At 73.9% G+C, this 2,954-nt stretch carries 3 protein-coding genes; all 3 read left to right on the top strand.

The annotated features are described in order from the left end of the window. The coding region (locus tag U9R90_RS35040) for an ATP-binding cassette domain-containing protein (protein WP_411061438.1) at positions 1 to 1,200 on the top strand (1,200 nt) is incomplete at its 5' end. Beyond that, on the top strand, positions 1,197 to 2,078 hold the full coding sequence (locus U9R90_RS35035; protein ID WP_411061437.1) for an ECF transporter S component: 882 nt from the start codon (positions 1,197 to 1,199) through the stop codon (positions 2,076 to 2,078). The genes U9R90_RS35040 and U9R90_RS35035, both read left to right, overlap by 4 nt. Positions 2,079 to 2,432: 354 nt before the next feature. Next, positions 2,433 to 2,900, top strand: a complete 468-nt coding sequence (locus U9R90_RS35030) for a transglycosylase SLT domain-containing protein (RefSeq protein ID WP_411061436.1) — start codon at positions 2,433 to 2,435, stop codon at positions 2,898 to 2,900. Positions 2,901 to 2,954: the final 54 nt, after the last annotated feature.

The raw sequence follows: 2,954 nt of genomic DNA, 5'->3' as shown, positions 1-2,954 counted from the left end.
GCCGAGGCCACCAACACCTCGTCCTACCCCGTGCACGCCAACGCCGCGACCGCGCGGGCCGCCGATACCGCCGATGCCCCGGCCGCCAACGCTGTGGACCCCGACCCCGACACCACGTCCGCTACCGCCCGCGCCCACGCTCCGGACACCAGCGCCGTACCCACCGACGCCGCGGGGACCGCAGCCCCGGCCGCCACCGCGCACACCGCCACGACCACCGCCGTACCCACCGATGCCACGGAGGCCGACGGTGCCGCCGCCACCGAGGTTGCGAGCGCTACCGGTACCTCGGCGGTCGCCAGCGGGCCTGCTGCCGTGTCCGGCGCCGTACGGGGTGGCGTTCGCCGCAAAGGCCGATGGTTTTCGCTCCTGAGGCGCGGGCGCCGGGCGGACCCGGGCGGCGCGGCGGAGCCCGGCGCCGGCGAGCCGTTGGCTGCCGAGTCGGTCGCGGCCGTCGCGGGGCTCGCCGTGCGGCGTGGGCGCGTGCAGGCGTTGCGGCGGGTGGATCTTGGTGTCACGTCGGGCGAGACCATCGCCTTGATGGGGCGCAACGGTGCCGGGAAGTCGACCCTGCTCTCCGCGCTCGTCGGGCTGGTCGAGCCCGCCGCGGGATCGGTTCGGGTCGGTGGCGCGGTCCCGCACCGCATCGGGCCGCGGGAACTGATCCGGCGCGTCGGCCTCGTACCGCAGGAGCCACGGGACCTGCTGCACGCGGACACCGTGGCCGGCGAGTGCGCGGCAGCCGACCGCGACGCGGACGCGGCCCCCGGCAGCTGCCGGGCCCTGGTGTCCGAGCTGCTGCCGGGTATCGCGGATGACACCCACCCGCGCGACCTCTCCGAGGGCCAGCGCCTCACCCTCGCCCTGGCCGTCGTCCTCACCGCCCGCCCCCCGCTGCTGCTCCTGGACGAGCCGACCCGCGGCCTGGACTACGCGGCCAAGGCCCGCGTGGTGACCGTGCTGCGCGGTCTCGCCGCCGAGGGTCACTCCATCGTGCTGGCCACCCACGACGTGGAACTCGCCGCCGAACTGGCCCACCGCGTGGTGATCCTCGCCGAGGGCGAGGTCGTCGCGGACGGCCCGACCCCGGACGTGGTCGTCTCATCCCCGGCCTTCGCGCCCCAGGTCACCAAGATCCTGGCCCCGCAGCACTGGCTCACGGTGACCCAGGTACGTACCGCCCTGGCAGGTGCGCGATGACGCGCTCGGCGCGGACCGTGCGGGCCGTGCGGCTCGGGCCACGGTCCATCGCCGCGCTGGCCCTCGTCAGCGGCATCGGCGTCGTCGCCTTCGGGTGGCCGCTGCTCGCCGACAAGGGCTCCGGGCTCACCGCGCACGCGCAGGACGCCCCGTGGCTGTTCGCCGCGTTGCTGCCGCTGCTGGTCGGGGTGGTCGCCGCGACCATCGCCGAGAGCGGGCTCGGCGCCAAGGCCGTGGCGATGCTGGGCGTCCTGGCCGCCGTGGGGGCCGCGCTGCGGCCGATCGGGGCGGGGACCGCGGGGCTTGAGCCCATGTTCTTCCTGATGGTGCTGGCGGGGCGGGTGCTCGGGCCCGGCTTCGGCTTCGTACTCGGCTCGGTGACGATGTTCGCGTCCGCGCTGCTGACGGGTGGGGTGGGGCCCTGGATGCCTTTCCAGATGCTGTCGATGGGGTGGGTGGCGATGGGCGCTGGCCTGCTGCCTGGCCCCGAACGGCTGCGCGGCCGCGCCGAGCTCGGGCTGCTCGCGCTCTACGGGGCCGCGGCCTCGCTGGCGTACGGCACGGTGATGAACCTGTACGGCTGGACACTGGTGCCGGGACTCACCTCGGGGATCTCCTTCCAGGCCGGGGACCCGGTGCACGAGAACCTGGTCCGCTTCCTCGCCTACTGCATGGCCACCTCGCTGGGGTGGGACCTGGGCCGAGCGGTGGTCACCGTCCTGCTGACCGTGGCCGTCGGCGGCACCGTACTGAAGGCACTGCGCCGGGCCACGCGACGGGCGGCCTTCGAGGCGCCGGTGGACTTCGAGCCGGCGGACCTCGCGCCAGGGGACCTCGCGCCCGTGACAGCGGCCACAAAACGCCCCGCGAAGCCGTGAGGGATCGCTGGCTTTCCGTTACCTCCGGGGCCGTCATGGGTGAAGCGGCCCACAGGACCTTAGTCCTCCACTAAGCGGAATAGGAGGGTGTGGAGCACCCTCGTAGCCCCCTCCCTCGCCGCCCCTGACCTGCACTTTCGGGAGGCCGGGCGGGGCCGGGACATTCGGGCCTGATGCGAGGCCGCCTAGTAGGAGGGGTCATTGCGGCGGGGAAACAGCCCTGCTCCACTGGAGTCATCGCAGGGCGCCGCCTGGCCACACGGCCGACGGCGCCTCCGCATTGCCCCCGCCGTTCCCCGAACGGCACCGGCATGCCTGCGACGCCCTGTTCCCTACGGAAGGTCTTCCGTGCTCGTGTCCGCGTCCGTCTCGTCCGTTTCCCGTCTCCGCCGCATCGCCACCGCCTCGCCGAAGAAGGCCGTCGCCGCCGCGACCGTGGGTCTGGCCACCGCCGGCATGCTCTTCGCCGCCGGCCCCGCCGCCCAGGCCGCCACCCCGGCTTCCGCCACTGCCGCCGCCCCCGCGGCCGCGAACGGCTCGGCGAAGGCGATCGCGCGTGAGATGATCAAGGATGACGCCCAGTACGCGGCCTTCAGCAAGATCGTCAAGCACGAGAGCGGCTGGGACCACACCGCGACGAACTCCTCCTCCGGCGCCTACGGCCTGGTCCAGGCGCTGCCCGCCTCCAAGATGGCCTCGGCGGGCGCGGACTGGAAGACCAACCCGAAGACCCAGATCAAGTGGGGCCTGGACTACATGAACGACCGCTACGGCAGCCCGGTCAAGGCGTGGTCCTTCTGGCAGGCCAACGGCTGGTACTGATCCAGCCGGACCAACGACGGCGGCCACCCCAGACACGGGGTGGCCGCCGTCGTC

The organism is Streptomyces sp. E11-3 (assembly GCF_046540415.1).
Classification (GTDB): Bacteria; Actinomycetota; Actinomycetes; order Streptomycetales; family Streptomycetaceae; genus Streptomyces.
This window is presented reverse-complemented; position numbering and strand designations above follow the sequence as displayed.

Coding starts and splice junctions, on each gene's coding strand:
- U9R90_RS35035 (WP_411061437.1), top strand. CDS start 1,197: ATGACGCGCTCGGCGCGGACCGTGCGGGCCGTGCGGCTCGGGCCACGG.